The organism is Pseudalkalibacillus hwajinpoensis, assembly GCF_039851965.1.
Classification (GTDB): domain Bacteria; phylum Bacillota; class Bacilli; order Bacillales; family Guptibacillaceae; genus Guptibacillus; species Guptibacillus hwajinpoensis_E.
The window spans coordinates 618,987-640,411 of record NZ_CP156674.1; the positions used below are offsets into that span (position 1 = coordinate 618,987).

Here is a 21,425-nt window from a genome sequence, read left to right on the forward strand (position 1 = left end):
CATTTATTTATTAAGGTGAAAGATTTCCTGTTTAAGGGTGGTATGCTAAACTACAACTGAAAGTTTTTAATTTCTTTTACTTTAAACCTACCGCGAAGTTGAATATACTTATTTAAGTGAAGGTTTTGAATAGGAGTGAATGGTTACATGTTAACAATGAAAGATATTCGCAGAGAAGGCGATCCCATTTTAGAGAAGCAAGCAGATGAAGTAGTTCCTCCTGGAACAGACGAAGAAAAAAAGACGCTCCGCGAGATGCTGGAGTTCTTAAAGAACAGTCAAGACCCAGAAGCAGCTATTAAATACGAACTTCGTTCTGGCATAGGTCTTGCTGCACCTCAAATAGGAATAGGCAAACGTATGATTGCGATTCACGTAACAGATCATAAAGGGACGTTATACAGCTTCGGTATTATGAACCCTAAAATTATTAGTCACTCAGTGGAGAAAACATACCTGGATGGCGGTGAAGGTTGTCTCTCTGTTGACCGCGAAATACCTGGAGCTGTACCACGCTATGCGCGGATCACAGTTAAAGGCATAGATGCTGATGGAAATTCTGTTAAGCTTCGCTTAAAAGGACTGCCCTCCATCGTCGTGCAACACGAAATCGATCATCTAGACGGCATCATGTTTTATGATCGAATTGATAATGAAGAAGCAAACGGACTTTCTCCATTAACTAGATAAACTTACTTATTCAAAAAAGGATTGCGCTAAATGCGCGATCCTTTTCTATTAAAGCAAGCCTGCTTTTTGCAGCCCTTTTTGAATCCCATTTTGATCAACAGGGTCGGTTATGAGATCCGCCACCTTTTTTACTTCATTATAGGCATTTCCCATCGCAATACCAGTACCAGCAAATTGAAGCATTTCAATATCGTTGAGTGCATCTCCAAACGCATAGGTGTTTTCACGTTTGAAACCAAGGTGCTTAATCATAGCCTCGATTCCTCTTGCTTTTGAACCTCCTGGTGGTATAACGTCCATAGAGAAATCATGCCAGCGAATAAAATCAAGGTTTCCATAAGAGTTTCTATAGTTCGCTTCTTCTTTGCTTTCGCAAAATAATAAAGCTTGATAAATATCACGAGAATGATAATAAGAAGGATCAAAACCCGGATAGTGCATTTTTAGATCATCCATACTTCTTATAATGTGAGAGTGTTGGTCATGATTACTCATCATGGCTTCATGATCTAGAAAGACCATTGGGTGTCCCTTCTCTTTCGCTGCTTCTTCTAATGAAGTGATTTCTTCTTTACTGAGCGGATTTGTTAGAACAATGTCCTCATTATGCATGACGTATTGTCCGTTAAAACTTATAAAAGTATCGATTCCAAGGTCTTCACGAAGATCAGTGAACATAAAGGGTGCTCTACCAGTTGCGATGGCCACGTGGATACCATTATTAGTAAGTTCTTTTAATGAAGCTCTTGTAGAAGCTGGAATTTGTTTCTCATGATCGAGCAATGTTCCATCAATATCAAAGAATACAATTTTTTCATTGTTCATCTTTTTCACCTGTCTTTTTGAATTTATGCAGATTTTTTCATTAACGTTTGTCCTGAACCATTTGTTCGCCCTGACAAATAAACACCCGCAAAGATACATAACAATCCAACGATCATTGGTAGCGTTATGATTTCATTCAAATAAACGCTCCCCCAGATTAGGGCGGTTACAGGCACGAGGTAGGTAACAAGCGTTGCAAACTCTGCACTTCCTTTTTGAATCATATAATAGAAAAGTAAGTATGCGATCCCCGAACCAAGTATACCAAGACCAAATAGCGATATTAGAATATCACGTTGAAGGAGTGGCGTAAACTGAACAGACCCACCACCAGTAATAATCATTATAATAAGACCACCTAAGGCACCAAATGAAAGAGTTATGAATGCGAGAATATCAACGGATACCCCTTTTAAGTGATGCTTAGTATATTGAGAAGCGAATCCATAGCATGCGGTGGCAATGAGCATAGGAAGAATGCCACGCCAATCCTCTTCAAATAAAGCATTTAGATCTAGATCAATTAAAAAAAGAATACCTATGAAGCCTACGCCAACACCCAACCACTGTTTTTTATAAAGGTTACGGCTAAAGAAAATAGCGCCTAGCACACTCGTGAAGAGAGGAGTTGTCGCATTCAAAGTAGCTGCAAGACTACTCGAAATCCGTTCTTCACTAAGCGCAATCATCCCCCAGGGAACAAGCGCATTCAGCAAACCAACCAGAAGCAAGCTTCTCCATGGCAGGTTCCGTTTTACTTCTTTTAGCCTGCCTCTTATTACTAAATAAAGAAAGATCGCCAATGCACCAAGGAGACAGCGGTAAAACACTACTCCCCATGGTCCTAAAACAGGAACAAGCAATTTAATAAACATAAAAGACATGCCCCATATCAAACTTAATGAGAACAGAGCTGAAAACAGTCTCATAGCTCCCCTCCTCCAATGAGTGATTTACAACCTTATGTTACATGAAAAGGAAATTTATGTCTCTCAACACACATCCCCATCTTTTCCCAAACTAATTAGCGATTAGCTGTTAAATACTATAAGCAGACACGAAAAAAGGAAAGGATGATCAAAATGTATCGAAAATTAAAACGAAAATTAAAGAACTCGTGGAGAAACATGCTTTTACCGCAACCCAAATATATGATTGAATAAGTAATAATAGGGATAAAATCGTGCAAATTCTCCTAATTATCGTGGAAAATTTATTAGAAACATGAAAAAGAAACCAATTTCCTATATAATAAACGAAGATGCACACAAATTGTCTGAGTTAAGGAGAGATTTAGAATGATTTATAAGGTTTTTTATCAAGATACGAAAAGGGAGGTTCCTGTAAGAGAGCGAACAAAGAGCCTTTACGTAGAGGCTAATTCTGAACGGGAAGTTCGCTTCAAATTAAAGGAACGCAACCTTAATATCGAATTTATTCAAACCGTAGAAGATGACTTTCTTGAGTTTGAGCAAAAATCAGAGCACTTTGAATTGGAGAATGTATAGACTATGAAATTTGTTAAAAATCATCAAACAGCCGTATTCGCACTTGGTGGACTCGGAGAAATCGGTAAAAACATGTACGGTATTCAATTTCAGGATGAAATCATCCTGGTCGATTCGGGAATTAAGTTTCCTGAAGAAGAATTACTAGGAATTGACTATGTTATTCCCGATTACTCTTACCTTGTAAAGAACCAGGATAAGATTAAAGGATTATTTGTTACGCACGGTCACGAAGACCACATAGGCGGCATCCCTTACTTACTTCGTGAAATCAATGTACCAATCTATGGCGGTAAGCTTGCTTTAGGTTTCATTAGAAACAAACTTGAAGAGCACGGCCTGCTGCGCGGAGCATCACTTAATGAAATTTCGGAAGAAGACATTATTAAGTTCAGAAAAACATCTGTTGCGTTCTTCAGAACAACACACAGTATTCCTGATTCGTTTGGTGTTGTAGTGAAAACACCTCCAGGTAACATTGTTCATACAGGCGACTTTAAGTTCGACTTCACCCCTGTTGGCGAGCCTGCTAACCTAACTAAGATGGCTGAAATCGGAAAAGAAGGCGTTCTTGCCCTTCTTTCAGATAGTACAAATAGTGAAGTCCCAGGATTCACCATGTCCGAGCGTCGCGTTGGTGAAACAATTCAGGATATCTTTAGGAAAGTTGACGGACGTGTTATTTTCGCAACATTCGCATCCAACATCCATCGTCTTCAGCAAGTAGTTGAAGCGGCAGTTGCAAACGGCCGTAAAGTAGCTGTGTTCGGACGCAGTATGGAGTCAAACATTACACTCGGCCAGGAACTTGGCTACATCAGCGCTCCAAAAGATACATTTATTGATGCGAATCAAATTAATCGTCTTCCGGAGAACAAAATAACGATTCTTTGTACAGGAAGTCAGGGCGAGCCGATGGCAGCTCTTTCAAGAATTGCGAACGCAACTCATCGTCAAATTCAAATCATTCCTGGAGATACAGTTGTATTCTCTTCTTCACCTATTCCTGGTAACCAGGTTAGCGTTTCGAGAATCATCAACCAGCTTTCTCGTGCAGGGGCAGATGTGATTCACCATAAACTTAGTGACATTCACACTTCCGGACACGGTGGCCAGGACGAGCAAAAGCTTATGCTTCGCCTGATCAAGCCTAAATTCTTTATGCCAATTCACGGTGAGTATAGAATGCTTAAGATGCACACGAAGCTTGCACAGGATTGTGGCATTCCACAGGACCATTCATTCATCATGGACAATGGTGAAGTTCTCGCTCTTAGCGAAAATGAAGCATCCATCAGTGGTAAAATCCCATCCGGCTCCGTGTATGTAGACGGTAAAGGAATCGGTGACATCGGTAATATCGTTCTACGTGACCGTAAAATTCTATCTGAGGAAGGTCTCGTGATTGTCGTCGTTTCCATCAACATGAAAGAATTTAAAATCCTATCAGGACCGGATATAATCTCTCGCGGATTTGTTTACATGAGAGAATCTGGAGACTTGATTAACGATGCTCAAGAGCTTCTAAATAAGCACCTTAATGGCGTCATGGAAAAACGGACAAGTCAGTGGTCAGAAATTAAGAACGAGATCACTGATACGCTTGCGCCTTTCCTTTATGAAAAAACAAAGCGTCGCCCAATGATCCTTCCGATCATTATGGAAATTTAATTCAATACAAAAAAACAGTCTGTCAATTTGACAGGCTGTTTTTTGTATTGATTAATCTTTGTTTGTGACTCTCGAAGTTAAACTTAAGTTTCATTATACTTTCAGCTATGCTCATACGGCGTAAATGAACCAAATATCAACCGCTTAGAAATGTTTAATAAAGAGTTATCTAATCCTAGTCACGATTTAATAACTGACGTTCCATGCGATTGATATCCTGGTCGGATCCGATCACGATGAGAATATCACCTTTATAGATCTTTTGGTCCGCCTGTGGTGAAACAATGATTTCTTCACCTTTTTTAATCGCTACAATATTAGCACCATATTTTGCCCGGATGTCCAATTCAATAATCGTCTTGTTATCCATTCGAGAGTTGGCTATGAGCTCGACAATGCTATGCTCATCTGATAGCTCTAAATAATCAAGAACGCTATTCGAAATGATATTATGTGCAATTCGAACACCCATATCTCGTTCTGGATGGACGATTTTATCCGCACCAATTTTATTTAAAACTTTTTCATGATAATCATTTTGTGCTTTTACTGTAATTTTACTAACGCCAAGTTCCTTCAATATCAACGTTGTTAGAATACTGGATTGGATATTATCACCAATCGCTACAATGACATGATCGAAATTCCGAATACCAAGGTTTTTAAGAACACTCTCGTCAGTTGAATCAGCGATTACTGCATGTGTTGCCACCGAGGAAAACTCGTTTACTTTGTCCTCATCCATATCAATCGCGAGAACTTCCATACCTTGCTGACTTAATGACTTACATATGCTCCCACCAAAACGGCCGAGTCCTATAACAGCAAATTGCTTTTTCAACGTTACTCCTCCTACTCTTCCAGAAAGAAACCCACGCCAGCAAGTATGCTAACGCACTATCATTTCTATCCTATCACGTTGGTTTCCTGTGTCAATATCTCTTCCTTACGACTTATTTCCTTTGACATATTCCGCATCAAACAGGAACAATCTCATCAATAAGATAAGCGATGGTACAAGCAGGAATAACCCTGCTATAAAGGCAATTACGAGATAAACGCCCATCGTCTCATTCGTATAACCAGAATAAATTGTAATGTAATCGTACAGAAGATACGGGAGGTGTGAAATCCCATATCCGAAGAAGGCAAAGAAGAATTGTAGCATAACGAAAATAAACGCCGTCCCAAATCTTTTCTTATTGAAAATTAGATAGGTTGCAGCCAAAAAGCAGAACAGTGATGCAATAAAGAACCAGGCATAATCGAGAATGCTTTCGAAATGAACCGGGTTATGCTGCTGAAGGGCAACGAATACAAGGATACTTGCAAGGATTGTTGGCGCACTCCAGAATAAAGCATACTTCCTGAGTAGTTCTAAAGCAGGCTCATCCCCTGCTCTATTGGCATAATACGTTAGAAACGCTGCACTTATAAAGAGTACTGAAACAATTGCAAGAAGCACAACTGACCAGGAATAAAAATTTGTAAATAGTTCACCCGCAAGAAAGGTAACATTTCCGTCTACCTCCTCAATAAAGCCACCTTCGGAGAGCGTCAATGCTGTTGAGAGTGAAGCAGGAATAAGAAGTCCTGTTACACCATACAAAAAGGTATACACCCTGCTCTTCTTAGCTCCATAGTTCCCGAACGCATAGAATGATCCCCTAATCGCAAGCAATATAATCGCAACACTGCCGGGAACTAGAAGAGCCGTACCGTAATAATAGGCTGTGTCAGGGAAGAAACCGACCAATCCTACAAAAAAGAATACAAAAAATACATTTGTTACTTCCCAGACCGGGGACAGGTACCTGCTAATAATTTTGTTAATGATATGCTCACGCCCGGTAAGCTCACCGTAATAAGCAAAGAAACCTGCGCCAAAATCAATTGATGCTGTGATTAAATAACCGTAAAGGAAAACCCATAATACCGTTATTCCTACTAGTTGTATATCCATTCCTTCACCCCTCTCTATCTACTTATTTCGTTCTTGCAATTTCTTCCAGTTCATTCTCAGCAGGATTAGAATTAAACATTTTACGAAGTACTGTGACACAAAGAGTACCCAGAACGATATATAACAGAAGAAAAAGAATTAACATTAATCCGACATGATCTGAAGTTGTAGCGGCATGGCCTGTCCTGAGAATATCCCAGAGTATCCATGGCTGACGTCCAACCTCCGAGAAGATCCAGCCAAACTCAATCGCAAAGATAGAGAGTGGTCCTGCAAGTACAATTAGCCTTAACAGCCACTTATTTTCTGAATTAAATCGCTTTAAACGTAGCGCAATCATATAGAAAAATGTTAATGCCGCCAGGAACATTCCTATCCCAACCATACCATCAAACAGGTAATGAATATATAACGGCGGGATTTCGTCTTCAGGTACCTGATCAAGGCCCATAACCTCTGCACTAGGATTACCATGGGCAAGGATGCTTAAGAAATTAGGCAGTACGAGGCCATACTTCACTTCTTCCGTTTCCTGATCTAAAAACCCTCCTACAACAAGATCTGCATTTTCAGATGTTTCAAAATGCCACTCAGCTGCAGCTAGTTTTTCAGGCTGGTATTCCGCAAGGAATTTACCAGCAAAGTCTCCAATCATTGCAGTTCCAATCGCAAATATAAAGCCTGCAGTCATTGTGAGCTTTAATGCTTTTTTGTAATAAGTGCTTCGTTTCCCTCTCAACATATGGAAAGCCGTAATGGCTGCAAGTACGATAGCTGACGTCAAATAGGCAGACATCACAACGTGCCCTACCTTCGTTGGCGTTGCTGGATTAAACATTGCTACAAGCGGTTCTATATCCGTTAAAACTCCGTCTACCATATTAAAGCCCTGCGGTGCATTCATAAAAGCATTCACGGTAGAAATAAACACAGCTGACAATGTTGATCCTATTACAACTGGAATTGAGATTAACCAGTGATAAATTGGCTTCTTGAATCGATCCCATGTATAAAGATAGATTCCAAGGAATATGGCTTCAAAAAAGAATGCGAACGTTTCAAGAAAAAGTGGTAAACTGATTACCTGTCCGGCAAGCTGCATAAAATTCGGCCATAATAACGATAGTTGGAGACCTATGGCCGTTCCTGTAACAACTCCAACTGCAACGGTCACAACAAAACCTCTCGTCCAACGACGAGCAAGCAATGTGTAGTAAGGATCGTTTCGCTTTATACCAATCCATTCAGCCAGGCTGATCATGAGCGGCACTCCAACTCCAAGCGTTGCAAAAATAATATGAAACCCGAGTGTTAAGCTTGTTAATAGGCGGCTTAGCATCGCTGAATCCAATTCCAAATCGTTCATCCCCTTTACTTACGTTTTCTACCTATTTTTACTCTACTTCCCTCATTATAATCAATAGAAACGAGACAGTCTGTGAAACTCTTGACAACTTTATTATGAATCATTGACGTGTTTGTGACAAGTATCACAAACTTTTTAAAAAAAAACGGTAAGGAAATGAGCAAAAAAAATAAAGAAGCCGAGTTGGCTCCTTTATCCAGCATCCATCATATTAAACTGTGATCGAACAAGTTCGTAGTACGTTCCACCTTTTTGTATAAGCTCCCTGTGGTTGCCCTGTTCAAGAATACGCCCATGATCAAGGACAATAATATTATCTGCTTCACGGATTGTAGAGAGTCGGTGGGCAATCATGATCGCTGTTCTACCCTTTAGAACGACGTTTAGAGCCTGTTGAATCTTCAGCTCTGTCTCTGTATCAATACTTGCCGTTGCTTCATCAAGGATAAGTATTCTTGGATCAGCAAGAAGAGCACGAGAGAACGATAACAGTTGTCGTTCACCGACAGATAACACATTTCCTCTTTCCTCCACCTCTGTTTCAAATCCATTGTTTAATCGTTGAATAAATTGTTCAGCGCCAACTGCTTTTGCAGCTTCAATCACTTCCTCATCACTTGCATCGGGTCTCCCGAAACGGATGTTTTCCATGATGGTTCCAGAGAAGATAAACGTATCCTGAAGAACGACGCTAACCTTTTCTCGTAAACTATCGAGCTTAAGGTCTCTTAGGTCCATCCCATCAATTTTCACCGTTCCTTTAGTTGGATCGTAAAAGCGACTGATAAGATTCGCGATAGTTGATTTACCTGAACCCGTATGACCGACGAGCGCAACCGTCTCACCAGCCTTCATAGTAAGGCTCATTTCATGAAGTGCTTTGCGGCTTTCATCATAGGAGAATTCCACATTCTCAAAAGTAATTTCACCTTTCATTTCCTTAAGCTCTACTGCATCTTTTTTCTCAGGGACATTCGGCTGTTCATCAAGAAATTCAAATATCCGTTCAGATGAAGCCATCGCTACAAGAAGCTGATTGTATACCTGGCCAAGACGAGAAATTGGCTCCCAGAACATACCAAGATAAAAAGCAAATGTAACGAATACCCCGTAATCCATCCCATTTTGAATTAGGTAAACTCCAAACCAAATTAGAATAGCAGTCCCGATCGCGTTTGACATTTCAACGAAGGGCCTAAACATTGCACTCTTCTGTGTCGCATCTTTCCAGCTAGCATAATTCTCATGATTCACACCTTCAAAGAATTCCATGTTACCTTTCTCTTGAGTGTAAGACTGTGTTACACGAATCCCCTGAATGCTCTCATTCAAATGCGAGTTGATTTTCGCCTGTTTAATACGCACCTGTTGCCAGGAGCGACGGATTCTTTTCCTTAGGCTTGTAGAAATTAAGAACATAAGCGGAAGAATAATCATGATTGCTAGTGTTAATTGCGGACTAAGCACAAACATGATCACAATTATACCCATAAGTAGAACAATGTCCATCAGAAGATTAATAACACCGCTTGTAAACAATTCCTGCATAGAGTTAACATCATTAATGATTCTTACAAGAATGGACCCAGCAGAACGTTTATCAAAGAAACCGTGGGACAGACGCTGGATATGCTTAAACAGCCCCTGCCTGATGTCATAAATAATATACTGCCCGAGTTGGTTAGTCCATTTAATACGATACGTATTGGCAATCCAGGAGATCAAATATAGCCCCGCAATTCCCACTATTAACTGAATAAGGAGCATTTGATCTTTGTTCTTAATGGCGTGGTCAAAAAGTAAGACCCCGATAAAAATCGGTACGATTAATCTAACAGCCGTTGATAAAAGCATTGCAATGATCGCTTTAGGCACTAATTTCTTCTTATAAGGCTCCATGTAACCTAGTAACCGCGTCATTTGCTTCCAATTAAATTGTTTCTCAATAGCAGTATCCTGTGAATAGTGAAATCTCTCTCTACGATTTTGTTTCATTCCTTCACCTCATTTCAACCCGTTTGTCGTGCTAGTATTTCCTTCCGATCCTGATACTGAATATCATAAATGCTGCGATAATAGCCATCGCTTTCAATTAGTTCGTCGTGCTTTCCTCTTTCAACAACTTCTCCTTGACTCAACACTAGAATTTCATCTGCATGCTTAAGAGATGAAATACGGTGAGCTATGATAAAAGTTGTTCTTCCCTTCATCACTTCCTGGAACGCTTTTTGAATCTTTCCTTCCGTTTGCATATCAACGGCACTCGTCGCATCATCAAGAATGAGTATACTCGGATCAGTAAGAATCGCTCGTGCAATGGCAATTCTCTGCTTCTGACCACCAGAAAGTCCCATCCCGCGCTCCCCGAGTACCGTATCGTACCCATCTGGCATTTCCATAATGAATTCATGAGCTTGCGCTCGCTTTGCAGCGTCTTCTATTTTCTCAAATGACACGTCTGGATCGCCGTATGCAATGTTGTCTCGTATCGTTGATGAGAATAAGAACGTTTCCTGTAATACAACACCTATATTTCTTCGAAGTGATTTAACTGTATAGTCATTGATATTTCTTCCATCAATATGAACTTCTCCCTGATTAGGCTCATAGAAACGAGCAATCAATTGAGTAATGGTCGTCTTACCTGCACCTGTTGCACCAAGCAACCCAATCGTCGTTCCTTTTGGTGCATCAAATGAAATATCCTTTAAAGCTTCATCATCTTCAGAAGCATATTTGTGTGTCACATGGTTGAATACAACATGCCCTTCCATGCGCTCAACCTCAACGGCTCCATCTCTATCATAAATATCTTCCGATTCATCTAGAATTTCAAGCAGACGTTCTCCGGATGCCTTTGATTGCGAAAACGTATTAATGACAAATCCGAGGTTCATAATTGGCCATATGATATACCAGACAAGGCTGAAGAACGCAACAAGCTCACCTGGTTGTAGCTGATTTTGAAATACTAAGTAGCCGCCATACGATAGTAGGAACACAACACATAAGTTCCCGATAAACTCCATTAGCGGGAAGAATTTTGCCCAGATATAAGAAGTTGTTAAGTAATTATCACGATAGTCAGTATTGCTATCAACAAACTTATTGATTTCAAAATCTTCTCGTGATAAAGATTTAACGGTATTAATACCGCTAATATTTTCTTGCACTTTCGTATTTAGCCTGGCCATCGATTTACGAATTCCCCTGAAGGCAGGGTGCACGCGTTTATCAAACTGATACACTGTTATCGCAAGGAAAGGCAGCATCCCAAGCGTTACGATAGCAAGCGGTACCGAATAACTGAACATGACAACCAAACTAAAACTAACAATCAATATGAAGTTGATGACCTGTGCAAATCCGAACGAAAGAAAAAAACGAAATCCTTCTACGTCAGCTGTCAAACGGGACATCAAATCACCGGTCTTCGCATTATCGTAATAACGGAAAGGTAAATATTGTAGTTTTTTATAAAGCTCTTCTCTTAATCTGTAAACTGCTGTTACTCCAAATAAATCACCGAGATATTGATGGAAAAAAGTAGCGATCCCTTTCACGATCATAATGGCAATGAAGCCAAATGCTAGATATGGAACCCATTTGTACTCCTGCTTTAGAATGACATCATCAATTGTAAATTGTAATACCATTGGATATAGAACTGTAATTCCCGTCACAAACACCAATGAGAAAACGGACCAAAGAAAAAGCTTCTTATATGGCCAGTAAAAATCCTTTAATCTCTTAAACGTATCCATCCCACACCACCCTCTGACAATAAAAAATTTTGAAATTAGTGACAATATACATAATATATCGGATTTCGAAATAAATAACCACCTATTAGGACTAAAATTTTGAATTATTTAAATGACGTACCTATCGAAGATGCGGAGTTGATATTTGGCTTAAGCCGTGGAAGGAAGGTTCCACTCGAATGAGCCAGATATCGTCGTAACCCACCTTTGAAGATAACATAAGGTTAACTATAATAATTAATACAAAAAAAACTCCAGAGAGGTTGTCCTCCCTGGAGTTTGGTTTGCATTCTATTTAAGTGTTTCTTGACCTGGCTTCCAGTTTGCTGGGCAAAGTCCGCCAGTTTGAAGTGCTTGAAGGACGCGTAGTGTTTCGTCTACGTCGCGACCAATGTTGTTGTGGTTAACAACAGAGTACTGAAGTTCACCTTCAGGATTGATGATGAATAGTCCGCGAAGTGCAACACCTTCATCTTCAATGAATACGCCGTATTCTTTAGAAACTTTATGGTTTGTGTCAGCAGCAAGTGCGTAGTTAAGGTCACCTAGACCATTTGCGTCACGAGCAGTGTTGATCCATGCAAGGTGAGTATGGATAGTATCAGTTGATACACCGATTACTTCTGCATCTAGATCATCGAACTCTTCGAAACGATCGCTAAGTGCTGTAATTTCAGTTGGACAAACGAATGTGAAGTCCATTGGATAGAAGAAAAGGACTGTCCATTTATCGTTTTTCATATTTTCTTCAAGACTTACTTTACCAAATTCTTTGTCTGTCATAACTGCTTCCATTTCGAAGCGAGGTGCTTGTTTACCTACCATGCGTTCTACCATGTGTAAATCCCTCCTAGAAAATATCCTGCGGCTTTCGCCTACAAATGCCATTATAGTACACGAGTTATTTTTAGTCAATATTAACTAATAATTAATTTAATGTACGCAATAACCCTGCCCTCACTATCGTACCCACGTTTACAGGCAACTAAACAAGGTAACTTTAGTATACCGAAAATCGTTTCATTCGTCTTGTTTCAACACTTTACTTGAATTTACACGACAGCTTTCGATATACTTTGACCGTATACTATCTCTATATTAGAGACGTAATTGAAGGAGGAAGTTTATTGGAACTCTTTGAAAACATTGACTGGGCAGGACTCCTCGTATCAACCGGATTGATTTTATTGAAGCTAATCGCTATTCTAATCGTTTATGCAATCGTAAAAACAATTGGAAATCGGTTTATTGAGAGAACATTTGGTCAGGTATCAGAAAGACAAAACATGAGCCCCGGTAGAGCGAATACGCTTAAAAATTTAGCGAAAAGCATCTTATCATATGTTCTAATCTTCATGGCAGTTGCTATCATATTTGAAACTTTCGGATTTGATATTAAAGCACTCATTGCCGGAGCAGGTATTATCGGACTTGCTGTTGGATTTGGTGCTCAAGGTCTAGTAAGTGACGTGGTAACCGGGTTTTTCATACTACTTGAAAAGCAGATGGATGTTGGAGACTACGTAACAGCAGGCGGATTCGATGGCATCGTAGAAGAAGTTGGTCTTAGAACGACTCATATTCGTTCATTTGACGGTACGCTGAACTATGTGCCAAACCGAGAAATTAGTTCATTAAGCAATCACTCTCGAGGAAACATGCGTGCACTCGTAGATATCGGTATTTCTTATGATGATAATATTGATGAAGCGATTAAAGTCATCCAGAGCGTATGTGACAATGTAGCAAGTTCGAACGAAGCAGTACTTGAAGGTCCTGACGTACTTGGCGTTCAAAGTCTTGGTTCATCAGATGTTGTGCTTCGTGTTCTTTGTCGAACAAAGAATATGGAACAATGGGGTGTAGAGCGCCAGCTGCGCAAGGAAATTAAAGAAGCGCTTGATGCTAACGGAATTGAAATTCCTTTCCCACACCAAGTTTATATCGAGAAGAAAGAACAGTAATCGTTTATTCACCGACTTGCATGGGTAAAGTAATCACAGACCTTCTAAAGGAGTGTGATTACCTTGCCTTACAATTCACGAAACGATCTTCCGGAGCAAGTGAAAGACAACTTACCCGCTCACGCACAAGATATCTTTAAAGAAGCGTTTAATTCTGCTTCAAAGCAATATGACTCGGAGAAAACCGCGTTTAAAGTAGCCTGGAGTGCAGTCGAGGAAAAGTATCAAAAGAACGACAATAGCAACTGGGTTAAAAAAGATAATGAATAAAAAAGAACCCCTCTCGGGGTTCTTTTCTATGTTTACTGGTAACGACTATCTACCTGCTGACACACCTGATCAGCTGTCATTCCATCTGCGTTAATGACAGACCCCTTTGTACTCACTGTCTGCATTCCCATCACATTTTGGTCCTGTCCGGATACGACACAGCAATCACAGCCATTCGCATCACTCTCCTGTTTCAAAGGTACAACCTCGTAACCTTTTGCCTGGAGCGCCTGCGCTACATCAGAAAGCGTATCTTCTACAGCAATTCTCTTCATATTCTTCACTCCTTTCACCATCCAATTATGTATCCTCTCTAACACTATTATCATCACCACAGGAAGGAGGATTATACGTGAATAGAATGAATTCACCTTTAACAGTTTATTGTATAAAACACCAAACGACACGGAAAAATCCCCGAGCATTTGCTCGAGGATTACGTCACGTTAATTCGCTATCTTATTTAAGTAAGCTGTCATCACATGGACTGCTGTATCAATCGCTCCTTCATCCGGCTTTAGAGTTGACGAATGAAGACCGGATTCTGAATTGACACCAAGCCAGAACATAAATCCCGGAATTTCTTTTAGGAAATACCCGAAGTCTTCTCCAGTCATGGCTTCACGACATTCAACAACAGCTATATCGGAAAGTTTTCTAGCTTCTTCCATAAATGCTCGAACTAGTTCAGTATCATTATAGACCTGATAATAATTCGAACCATAATCAATGGAAGCCTCACACTCAAATGAAGCCTCAATCCCTTTCACTATTGCTTCAATTCGTTTCTTTACGAGGGACATAGAATCTGCTGTAAGAGTTCTAATCGTCCCTTCTACTCTAGCCGTCTCAGCAATAATATTTTGCTTGGTGCCTCCCTCAATTTTACCAACTGTTACAACAGCTGAATCAAGTGGATCTACATTTCTCGCTACAATAGACTGAAACTGTGTAACAAGATGGCTGGCCGCGACAACCATATCCCTCGTGTGATGAGGATATGCTGCATGACCGCCCTTGCCTTTTAAATTAATAAACAGCTCAGACGTATTCGCGAACAGCAATCCAGGTCTTGTCGCAATTGTTCCGACAGGATACTCTGGTGCGATGTGTAATGCTACCATTTGATCTGGCTTCCACGCCGTTAATTCTTCACTCTTAAGCATTGGGAGCGCACCACCAGGTCCTTCTTCTGCCGGTTGGAAAATGAACAGCAAATTGTCTTTAACTTTATGATTCGCATAATACTCAAGAAGTGAAAGCGCGATCGTCATATGAAAATCATGACCACACGCATGCATATATCCTTCATGGTCAGATTGGTAATCATAGCCGGTCTCTTCATTGATAGGTAGACCATCAATATCTGTTCGGTAACCAATCGTTTTAGAAGGATTCTCTCCGCTCACGCGCACAAGGATACCGGTTCGCCATGTTTTAATCTCTAGGCGCTCCTGTGGAAGCTGTTCAATAAAGTGAAGAAGGTAGCGCTGCGTTTTAAATTCCTTAAATCCAATCTCAGGAATGCGATGCAACTCTCTTCGTACAGACCTTGTATCCATTGAAATTAATCGTTTTGAAGCTGACGAAGCTCTTTTTTAATTTCAGTTTTTGAACGTGTTTGATCATCGATTTTTTTCAATACGCGTGCAGGTGTACCAGCAACAAGTGTATATTCAGGTACATCTTCTGTTACAATCGCACCAGCTGCAACAACAGCACCCTTACCGACTTTTACGCCTTCAAGTACAACGGCATTCGCACCGATAACTACATCATCTTCAATGATAACCGGGCTTGCCGATGGTGGCTCGATAACGCCAGCAAGAACAGATCCAGCACCAATGTGACAGTTTTTACCGACAGTTGCTCGTCCGCCAAGAACAACGTTCATGTCGATCATTGTACCTTCACCTACTACTGATCCGATGTTGATCATCGCGCCCATCATGATTACAGCATTGTTTCCGATCTCAACTTGATCACGGATAACAGCGCCAGGCTCAATGCGAGCTTGAATGCCTTTAAGGTCAAGCATAGGAATGGCTGAGTTACGACGGTCGTTTTCAACTACATAATCTTCAATATTAGCTGCTTCTGCTTCAAGTGCTTTTTTGATATCTTTCCACTCACCAAAAAGAACACCTGTGTTACCAGTAATGAACGACTTCGTGTTGCTTCCAAAGTCAATCCCTTCGAGGTTCCCTTTTATATGTACTTTCACAGGAGTTGATTTCTCACTGTTTTGAATAAAGCTAATAATTTCGTTTGCATCCATCATTTTCATGGTTTAATTCCTCCTTAGTTCATCCTGCTGAGCTTATTGCTTCAGCATGTGTCTCATTTTATCGTACATGATCGACAGCGTGAAGTCTAATCTTACAGGCTAGACATTTAGTAATTCCATAAATTTTTGAACCTGTTTAAGCTGCATAGCCGTATCATTTGTCAATAGCCACGTATCACGCTTAAGCGGAGCCCCATCTCGGTCTGAAAGCGGAATCCGGAAGAACTCCTTATTATCCTCTGTAATACTGATTGAAGGAAGAATAGCATACCCGATTCCATTCAGCGCCATTTGTTTGCACGTTTCAATCTGATCTACGACGATTGTTTTCTTTGGCGGTGCGAACGACTGGGTTTGCCACCAATCCTGGATCTCTTGAAAATAAGTTGAATCACTTTTAAACTGAATGAACGGCTTCTCTGTTTCCTGCAATTCATCAATCGACCGAATTGTCGTATCTACCAAAAAAAGTTCATCTGAAAGCAAGTAGTGACTTCTCCCTCTCCAATCAGGCTTTCCCCGTATAATACCGACGTGTATATCATCTTCGTACAGGTACTTTAATATGTCACTGCTCCAACCGGTAACAAGTGAAATTTTAACACTTGGGTAGTGTTCAACGAATTTCTTCAATACTGAAGGAAGCCAGTATTGTCCTATAATCGAAGCGACTGCAAGTTTCAATGTTCCGTGCACTTCAGAACTTAGTGCAGTTAGCGCTTCGTACACCTTCTCCTCTTGGCGAAGTGTCTCGTTTGCGAACGAAATAATTCGTTCCCCTGCTGGGGTAATGGTTAACCCTTTTTGAGAGCGGAGAAAAATTGGCACTCCCCATGCTTTTTCAATGGACTGAAGCCTTTGACTTAATGCAGGCTGGGAAACATACAGGCGCTCTGCAGCGCGTCTCATATTTTTTTCTTCTGCTAGTATGGAAAGAACCTGGTATTCAGAGCTCAATCAGACCACCCCTTCTTCTTAATATAACCTTTGCTGACTTCTTCTTATATCATAAGAAAAACTTATAATAATTCATCATTATAATCTAATTTCTTTATGGTTTGAAGTGGAATATACTGTGAAAGAAGAGAAGAATGTGATGGAAAAGGAAGATGTGTAATGGAATGGCTCTGGTTGTTTGGCATCGGCCTTTTAGCAACTTTTATAGGAACTTTATCTGGAAGTGGCGGGTTAATCAATGTACCAGCGATGATCTTGTTAGGTCTCCCGATTCACTCCATCATCTCTGCTAATAAATTCTCAAATATGCTCAGTTCATTTTCAAGTTTTTTTGTCCTATTAAAGCGCAAAGAATTATCGATGAGAGAAGCGATCAAAACCGGTCCCATTGCCTTAATTGGAGGAATCCTTGGAGGGCTATTCGCGTCCTCCCTTTCTCAACAGGCACTTCAGCTTTTCGCTGGAATCCTTCTCATTGTTGCACTTGGATTATCGTTTGTGAAAAAGACGCAAGCGACTCAATTATCAAGAAGAGTCCCGCTAAAATCGCTCCCTTTTGTTGGTATCATCGGCTGGTATGATGGCACCTTTGGCCCGGGGCAGGCAACGCTACAAATGCACTTATTTCGTCAAAGTGGTATTTCCTACCTTGCTTCCATTGGACTTACGAGGTTTAATACTTTTTTGAGCTGTACAGGGGCTGTCTTTGTATATTTCTTAAGTGACCACTTAAATATGGCCGTGGCCCTCCCGTTAGCAGCAGGATCAATAACAGGAGCACAAATCTCGGTGCGTATTGCGAACAGACTCTCTCTTAATCAAGTTAATTGGCTGCTTCGTTCCATGACGATCCTTCTTATTTTCCAGGTTTGTTTTAGTATTTTTAAAAATCAATTTTAAAATGGGAGTGTTAGTCTATGTCTATTAACTATAAGCGACTCCATCACCTTCAAATTTGCATCCCTTCTGGTGAAGAAGAGAGGGCAAGAGATTTTTATTTAAGCAAACTTGGTTTTCAAGAAATTGAAAAACCGAAACAGCTTAAGAAAAATGGTGGCTTCTGGGCAGAAATCGCAAACATTGAAATACACATTGGAGTCGAAAAACAGGTCATACCAGGTAAGAGACATCCTGCATTTGAAGTAAATGATATCGAAAATGCTAGAGAACATCTGAAAAAGCATAACGTTACCATTCAACCTCAAATAGAGATCGATGGTTACAAGCGCTTTTCATTCTATGACCCTTTTAAAAATCGTATCGAATTCATTGAACCAACGAAATAGACATCACATACGTACTTCTTTTTTAGCAGGTTTAGGAAGAAAAAGAACGAGAACCAAGCTAAGCAGTGCCAGTACGCTAACTCCACCATAAACCCATTTCAAAGATATGGTAAGTCCAGTCTGCAGAAGCTCGAGTGAAGACGGCTCAAGATTCATTCTTTTCGATTCACTTAATAATAGGTTCGCGCTATTAATGGTCACGTTTTCACTTCCCTCTTTTCCAGAGAGGTAGTTTTGTAATCGACTGTTAAGGATTCCTCCGAGAAGCGCTGCACCCACAGCGCTTCCAAGCGTTCTCATAAACATATTAGACGCTGTTGCTATGCCTCGTTGCTCCCAAGATACAGAGCTCTGAATGGCAACGATAAACGTTGTAGATGTTAACCCCATTCCAACTCCAATGAAAAAGGAACCTGCTCCAGCAAAAACTGGACCGAGTGCAGGCGTCATAAACAGGTAAACAGTCGCACCGGCAATAAGAGAGAGCCCTCCAAGGAGAGAAGTTGTTCTGAACCCTATTTTTATAACTAGGTTCCCTGCAATTGTTGAAGCAATCGGCCAGCCAATCGACATTGTTGTTAAGGTAAACCCTGCTACAATTGGCGAGCGTTCCATAACACCCTGCACAAATGTAGGAAGAAAACTTGATACTCCAATTAAGATCATACCCGTTGTAAACGTTACTGAATTTGATAACGCAATGACAGGATTTCGCCATATTCCTAGAGGCATCAAGGGTTCTATCGCCCTTTTTTCGACCTTAATAAATAACCCTATGCCTAAAGCAGCTACGAACAGCAGGACTATGATTTGCGTTGAGCTCCACTCCCAGTGTACACCTCCCTCAATCAGCACGACCATTAGCGAGGTAACAGAAACAAGTAACAGACCAGCTCCGGAATAATCAATCGACTTCCTCTCTTTATCAATCGTTTCATGAAGAAAAAGAAGCATGCCAATAAGGGACAGTATGCCAAGCGGAATGTTCATCCAGAATACCCATGCCCAGTCAATATATTGAACGAAAATGCCGCCAAGGGCCGGGCCCGCAATTGCTGAAATCCCCCACACGCTCGCTAAATACCCTTGAATCTTTGCTCGTTCTTCCATTGAATACATGTCGCCAACGATTGTAAGCGCTATTGGTTGAACTGCTCCAGCACCGATTCCCTGAATCAACCGAAATACAATCAGTGCTTCCATCGAACCTGCAAATCCACAAAGAAAAGAGCCAACCAAAAAAACGATAATCCCGATTGTGTAGATCGGTTTCCTTCCAAACAAGTCGGAAAGCTTTCCGAATATTAAGACAGTAATAGCGGACATGAGAAGATAGGCAGAAAACACCCAGCTGAATTGTGAAAATCCGCCAAGGTCTCCAACAATCCCTGGCATTGCCGTTGATACAATCGTCCCCTCGATCGCTGCCATAAACATACCAATAATGATGGCACCCAAAACAAGAGGGCGACTCGTTTCTTTTTTTCTTATACTACTTATCATTACATTTGTTAGCGATTTCATCCTCTTCAACTCCATATGTAAAAAACCCGGTAGCAACTACCGGGTTAAATCAATTAAGACTGCCTTACGGAAGACTCATGTAAATAACGATTAACAAATTTTAGAAGCGCTCTTCTCGTCAAGATCCCTTTGAAGATATTCTCATCGTCGACCACACAAAGAAAAGGATGATCAATAGAAAGTTTCAAACCTTTGAAAAAGCCATCTTTCTCATTAATACAGGGTATGTCAGTATTCATTACATCTTCAACCACAAACTCACTTAATTTCTCAAATTCAATACGCTCAATTCCTAAAATCGAATCTAGAATAAGCGGCTGACTGATTAATCCTTTTAAGCGGTACTTTGTATCCAATACCGGAATTGAGGAATAGCCAGACTTAATCAAAATTAGCATGGCATGCTCCAGTGGGTTAGACAATTGAACATGCGCAACTTTTTCAGCTGAAATAACAAGGTCTTCTATTCCAGTTTCGTACAAATTAGGTAATTCAATATGTTTAGCCATTTAAAACGTCCCCTCAAGCATGATTCACCCTGTTTTATCTTTTCTAATGAAGGTCTGTTATTATAGTACCACGAATCACGTTTGTCCGTTAACTTCTACTTACTTAATGTTCATAAATCATTTTTCTGGTCATGCCTCCATCGACTACCAAATTTTCTCCAGTCACAAAGTTATTGTCAGGACTTGAAAGAAATAGACAGGCTCTTCCGATATCAGATGGTTTACCAACTCTTCCTGATGGATGCTGTTGATGGTCAACTTCCCTTAAAGAATCATAGTTTTCTACTTCGATCCAACCAGGACTAATGGCATTAACTGTGATGCTGTCTTTTGAAAGAGAGATAGCAAGTGCGTGCGTCAGGGCAACAATTCCCCCTTTTGTAGCTGCGTACGCTTCGCTATCAGGTTCTGACATACTCGCTCTCGTTGAAGCAATATTAATAATAGACCCACCACCGTTTATTCTCATTAGTCTTGCACCAGCACGTGATCCCAGGAAGACACTTCTTAAATTCGTATTCATAATCGTATCCCATTCATCCACATGAAGCTCGTCCATTGGTTTAAATGCGGACACCCCTGCATTGTTAACCAGAACGTCCAAACGCCCGTATCTCTCTTCTACCTCAGCCATTAAATGAGCGATCTGTTCTGGTTTACTAACGTCTGTGAGGATGATCTCTCCTGTATTCTCAGGCAATAATTCCAACGTTTCTTGACAGCCCTCTTCGTTCACATCTGCAAGAATGACACGGCTTCCCTTTGCAGCATATGCAATGGCGACTCCTCTTCCAATACCATGGCCTGCACCTGTTATAATCACAACCTCTTTCATTAATGT

Annotated in this window: 22 protein-coding genes; 7 read left to right on the forward strand and 15 right to left on the reverse strand. The window is 40.6% G+C overall.

The features are described from left to right. The first annotated feature begins 147 nt into the window (after positions 1-147). On the forward strand, positions 148-690 hold the full coding sequence (gene def / locus ABFG93_RS03115; protein ID WP_347550564.1) for a peptide deformylase: 543 nt from the start codon (positions 148-150) through the stop codon (positions 688-690). A 48-nt stretch (positions 691-738) separates the two neighbouring features. Here the strand turns inward: def and ABFG93_RS03120 are convergent, their stop codons facing one another. After that, positions 739-1,515 (reverse strand): Cof-type HAD-IIB family hydrolase, encoded by a 777-nt coding sequence (locus ABFG93_RS03120; protein ID WP_347550565.1) that lies wholly within the window; start codon positions 1,513-1,515, stop codon positions 739-741. 23 nt (positions 1,516-1,538) lie between these two features. Then, positions 1,539-2,444 (reverse strand): DMT family transporter, encoded by a 906-nt coding sequence (locus ABFG93_RS03125; protein ID WP_347550567.1) that lies wholly within the window; start codon positions 2,442-2,444, stop codon positions 1,539-1,541. A 369-nt stretch (positions 2,445-2,813) separates the two neighbouring features. Here ABFG93_RS03125 and ABFG93_RS03130 point away from each other — a divergent pair, with 369 nt between their 5' ends. Both ABFG93_RS03130 and rnjA read left to right on the forward strand, forming a co-directional pair. Next, on the forward strand, positions 2,814-3,023 hold the full coding sequence (locus tag ABFG93_RS03130) for a DNA-dependent RNA polymerase subunit epsilon (protein WP_347550569.1): 210 nt from the start codon (positions 2,814-2,816) through the stop codon (positions 3,021-3,023). Between the two features lie 3 nt (positions 3,024-3,026). After that, positions 3,027-4,694: a ribonuclease J1 gene (rnjA, locus tag ABFG93_RS03135; RefSeq protein WP_347550571.1), complete on the forward strand. Its 1,668-nt coding sequence runs from the start codon at positions 3,027-3,029 to the stop codon at positions 4,692-4,694. Positions 4,695-4,869: 175 nt separating this feature from the next. Here the strand turns inward: rnjA and ABFG93_RS03140 are convergent, their stop codons facing one another. The 6 genes from ABFG93_RS03140 to ABFG93_RS03165 all read right to left on the reverse strand — a co-directional run bounded on the left by ABFG93_RS03140 (position 4,870) and on the right by ABFG93_RS03165 (position 12,624). Continuing rightward, positions 4,870-5,535, reverse strand: coding sequence for a potassium channel family protein (locus ABFG93_RS03140; protein ID WP_347550573.1), 666 nt, complete (start codon positions 5,533-5,535; stop codon positions 4,870-4,872). A 105-nt stretch (positions 5,536-5,640) separates the two neighbouring features. Next, complete coding sequence (locus ABFG93_RS03145; RefSeq protein WP_347550574.1) at positions 5,641-6,657, reverse strand: cytochrome d ubiquinol oxidase subunit II; 1,017 nt, start codon at positions 6,655-6,657, stop codon at positions 5,641-5,643. Positions 6,658-6,679: 22 nt separating this feature from the next. Beyond that, complete coding sequence (locus ABFG93_RS03150; RefSeq protein WP_347550576.1) at positions 6,680-8,014, reverse strand: cytochrome ubiquinol oxidase subunit I; 1,335 nt, start codon at positions 8,012-8,014, stop codon at positions 6,680-6,682. A 201-nt stretch (positions 8,015-8,215) separates the two neighbouring features. Further along, on the reverse strand, positions 8,216-10,018 hold the full coding sequence (locus ABFG93_RS03155; protein WP_347550577.1) for an ABC transporter ATP-binding protein: 1,803 nt from the start codon (positions 10,016-10,018) through the stop codon (positions 8,216-8,218). A gap of 14 nt (positions 10,019-10,032) precedes the next feature. After that, complete coding sequence (locus ABFG93_RS03160) at positions 10,033-11,787, reverse strand: ABC transporter ATP-binding protein (RefSeq protein WP_347550579.1); 1,755 nt, start codon at positions 11,785-11,787, stop codon at positions 10,033-10,035. A 291-nt stretch (positions 11,788-12,078) separates the two neighbouring features. Continuing rightward, on the reverse strand, positions 12,079-12,624 hold the full coding sequence (locus tag ABFG93_RS03165) for a peroxiredoxin (protein ID WP_347550581.1): 546 nt from the start codon (positions 12,622-12,624) through the stop codon (positions 12,079-12,081). 290 nt (positions 12,625-12,914) lie between these two features. Between ABFG93_RS03165 and ABFG93_RS03170 the strand changes: the two genes are divergently transcribed. Both ABFG93_RS03170 and ABFG93_RS03175 read left to right on the forward strand, forming a co-directional pair. Further along, positions 12,915-13,751, forward strand: coding sequence for a mechanosensitive ion channel family protein (locus ABFG93_RS03170; protein WP_347550583.1), 837 nt, complete (start codon positions 12,915-12,917; stop codon positions 13,749-13,751). A gap of 63 nt (positions 13,752-13,814) precedes the next feature. Next, positions 13,815-14,021 carry a ChaB family protein gene (locus tag ABFG93_RS03175; RefSeq protein ID WP_347550584.1) on the forward strand — a complete coding sequence of 69 codons (207 nt, stop codon included), beginning with the start codon at positions 13,815-13,817 and terminating at the stop codon, positions 14,019-14,021. Between the two features lie 32 nt (positions 14,022-14,053). On the opposite strand, the gene ABFG93_RS03180 is transcribed toward ABFG93_RS03175, so the two are convergent. From ABFG93_RS03180 to ABFG93_RS03195, 4 genes are all read right to left on the reverse strand, one after another. Further along, positions 14,054-14,296, reverse strand: coding sequence for a YkuS family protein (locus ABFG93_RS03180; protein WP_347550585.1), 243 nt, complete (start codon positions 14,294-14,296; stop codon positions 14,054-14,056). 171 nt (positions 14,297-14,467) lie between these two features. After that, positions 14,468-15,583 carry an N-acetyldiaminopimelate deacetylase gene (locus ABFG93_RS03185; RefSeq protein ID WP_347550587.1) on the reverse strand — a complete coding sequence of 372 codons (1,116 nt, stop codon included), beginning with the start codon at positions 15,581-15,583 and terminating at the stop codon, positions 14,468-14,470. A gap of 5 nt (positions 15,584-15,588) precedes the next feature. Then, positions 15,589-16,308: a 2,3,4,5-tetrahydropyridine-2,6-dicarboxylate N-acetyltransferase gene (gene dapD, locus ABFG93_RS03190; protein WP_347550589.1), complete on the reverse strand. Its 720-nt coding sequence runs from the start codon at positions 16,306-16,308 to the stop codon at positions 15,589-15,591. Positions 16,309-16,407: 99 nt separating this feature from the next. Then, the gene (locus ABFG93_RS03195; RefSeq protein ID WP_431522075.1) at positions 16,408-17,217 is read right to left on the reverse strand and encodes a LysR family transcriptional regulator; all 810 of its coding nucleotides are present in this window, start codon (positions 17,215-17,217) and stop codon (positions 16,408-16,410) included. Positions 17,218-17,424: 207 nt separating this feature from the next. Here ABFG93_RS03195 and ABFG93_RS03200 point away from each other — a divergent pair, with 207 nt between their 5' ends. Continuing rightward, positions 17,425-18,165, forward strand: coding sequence for a sulfite exporter TauE/SafE family protein (locus ABFG93_RS03200; RefSeq protein WP_347550593.1), 741 nt, complete (start codon positions 17,425-17,427; stop codon positions 18,163-18,165). A 17-nt stretch (positions 18,166-18,182) separates the two neighbouring features. Continuing rightward, entirely contained in the window at positions 18,183-18,551 is a 369-nt protein-coding gene (locus ABFG93_RS03205) for a VOC family protein (RefSeq protein WP_347550595.1), read from the forward strand. Positions 18,552-18,554: 3 nt separating this feature from the next. Here the strand turns inward: ABFG93_RS03205 and ABFG93_RS03210 are convergent, their stop codons facing one another. The 3 genes from ABFG93_RS03210 to ABFG93_RS03220 form a co-directional block, all read right to left on the reverse strand. Then, positions 18,555-20,075 (reverse strand): MDR family MFS transporter, encoded by a 1,521-nt coding sequence (locus tag ABFG93_RS03210; RefSeq protein WP_347550597.1) that lies wholly within the window; start codon positions 20,073-20,075, stop codon positions 18,555-18,557. A 53-nt stretch (positions 20,076-20,128) separates the two neighbouring features. Then, on the reverse strand, positions 20,129-20,584 hold the full coding sequence (gene cbpB / locus ABFG93_RS03215) for a cyclic-di-AMP-binding protein CbpB (RefSeq protein ID WP_347550599.1): 456 nt from the start codon (positions 20,582-20,584) through the stop codon (positions 20,129-20,131). A 103-nt stretch (positions 20,585-20,687) separates the two neighbouring features. Continuing rightward, on the reverse strand, positions 20,688-21,419 hold the full coding sequence (locus tag ABFG93_RS03220) for an SDR family NAD(P)-dependent oxidoreductase (RefSeq protein WP_347550601.1): 732 nt from the start codon (positions 21,417-21,419) through the stop codon (positions 20,688-20,690). Positions 21,420-21,425: the final 6 nt, after the last annotated feature.

Bases quoted from the DNA above. Each gene is read 5' to 3' on its own strand.
- ABFG93_RS03160 (WP_347550579.1), bottom strand. From the start codon at position 11,787: ATGGATACGTTTAAGAGATTAAAGGATTTTTACTGGCCATATAAGAAG.
- ABFG93_RS03185 (WP_347550587.1), bottom strand. From the start codon at position 15,583: ATGGATACAAGGTCTGTACGAAGAGAGTTGCATCGCATTCCTGAGATT.
- ABFG93_RS03155 (WP_347550577.1), bottom strand. From the start codon at position 10,018: ATGAAACAAAATCGTAGAGAGAGATTTCACTATTCACAGGATACTGCT.
- ABFG93_RS03205 (WP_347550595.1), top strand. From the start codon at position 18,183: ATGTCTATTAACTATAAGCGACTCCATCACCTTCAAATTTGCATCCCT.
- dapD (WP_347550589.1), bottom strand. From the start codon at position 16,308: ATGAAAATGATGGATGCAAACGAAATTATTAGCTTTATTCAAAACAGT.
- ABFG93_RS03120 (WP_347550565.1), bottom strand. From the start codon at position 1,515: ATGAACAATGAAAAAATTGTATTCTTTGATATTGATGGAACATTGCTC.
- ABFG93_RS03125 (WP_347550567.1), bottom strand. From the start codon at position 2,444: ATGAGACTGTTTTCAGCTCTGTTCTCATTAAGTTTGATATGGGGCATG.
- ABFG93_RS03130 (WP_347550569.1), top strand. From the start codon at position 2,814: ATGATTTATAAGGTTTTTTATCAAGATACGAAAAGGGAGGTTCCTGTA.
- ABFG93_RS03220 (WP_347550601.1), bottom strand. From the start codon at position 21,419: ATGAAAGAGGTTGTGATTATAACAGGTGCAGGCCATGGTATTGGAAGA.
- cbpB (WP_347550599.1), bottom strand. From the start codon at position 20,584: ATGGCTAAACATATTGAATTACCTAATTTGTACGAAACTGGAATAGAA.
- ABFG93_RS03165 (WP_347550581.1), bottom strand. From the start codon at position 12,624: ATGGTAGAACGCATGGTAGGTAAACAAGCACCTCGCTTCGAAATGGAA.
- ABFG93_RS03195 (WP_431522075.1), bottom strand. From the start codon at position 17,217: ATGAGACGCGCTGCAGAGCGCCTGTATGTTTCCCAGCCTGCATTAAGT.
- ABFG93_RS03210 (WP_347550597.1), bottom strand. From the start codon at position 20,075: ATGAAATCGCTAACAAATGTAATGATAAGTAGTATAAGAAAAAAAGAA.
- ABFG93_RS03200 (WP_347550593.1), top strand. From the start codon at position 17,425: ATGGAATGGCTCTGGTTGTTTGGCATCGGCCTTTTAGCAACTTTTATA.
- ABFG93_RS03180 (WP_347550585.1), bottom strand. From the start codon at position 14,296: ATGAAGAGAATTGCTGTAGAAGATACGCTTTCTGATGTAGCGCAGGCG.
- def (WP_347550564.1), top strand. From the start codon at position 148: ATGTTAACAATGAAAGATATTCGCAGAGAAGGCGATCCCATTTTAGAG.
- rnjA (WP_347550571.1), top strand. From the start codon at position 3,027: ATGAAATTTGTTAAAAATCATCAAACAGCCGTATTCGCACTTGGTGGA.
- ABFG93_RS03145 (WP_347550574.1), bottom strand. From the start codon at position 6,657: ATGGATATACAACTAGTAGGAATAACGGTATTATGGGTTTTCCTTTAC.